The organism is Pseudomonas sp. HY2-MNA-CIBAN-0224, assembly GCF_040310285.1.
Lineage (GTDB): Bacteria > Pseudomonadota > Gammaproteobacteria > Pseudomonadales > Pseudomonadaceae > Aquipseudomonas > Aquipseudomonas helleri.
The window spans coordinates 1-318 of the sequence record NZ_JBEOPQ010000319.1 but is presented as its reverse complement, the minus strand read 5'-3'; the positions used below and the strand labels follow the sequence as shown (position 1 = coordinate 318).

At 39.9% G+C, this 318-nt stretch carries 1 protein-coding gene; it reads left to right on the top strand.

From position 1 onward, the window contains the following. Positions 1-68 precede the first annotated feature (68 nt). Positions 69-318: type I restriction-modification system subunit M N-terminal domain-containing protein (locus AAEZ03_RS26565; RefSeq protein WP_350582765.1), on the top strand; the 250-nt coding region annotated here is incomplete at its 3' end.

Sequence of the window (318 nt, the reverse complement as noted above, 5' to 3'; positions counted from 1 at the left end):
CAAAAGTATCAAAGTCTATCCAAGTAATAGATTTCGACATCTCCATAACTGTTTAATTTAGGAAAATCATGAAATTAGAAGACATCAAACGCTTAGAAGACCAACTTTGGGAAGCAGCAGATACCCTGAGAGCCAATACTGATCTTAAACCTAACGAATATGCTACGCCTGTCTTAGGTCTGATATTCTTGAAGTTCTCCGACAACAAATATGCGGCTTATGAAGAGGCGATCCAAGCTGAGTTTGAAGAGTTACAAGGCACTCGCCGTGCCAAAAATATTGAGGATATTGCTATAAAGCACGAGCCCATCCCGAATT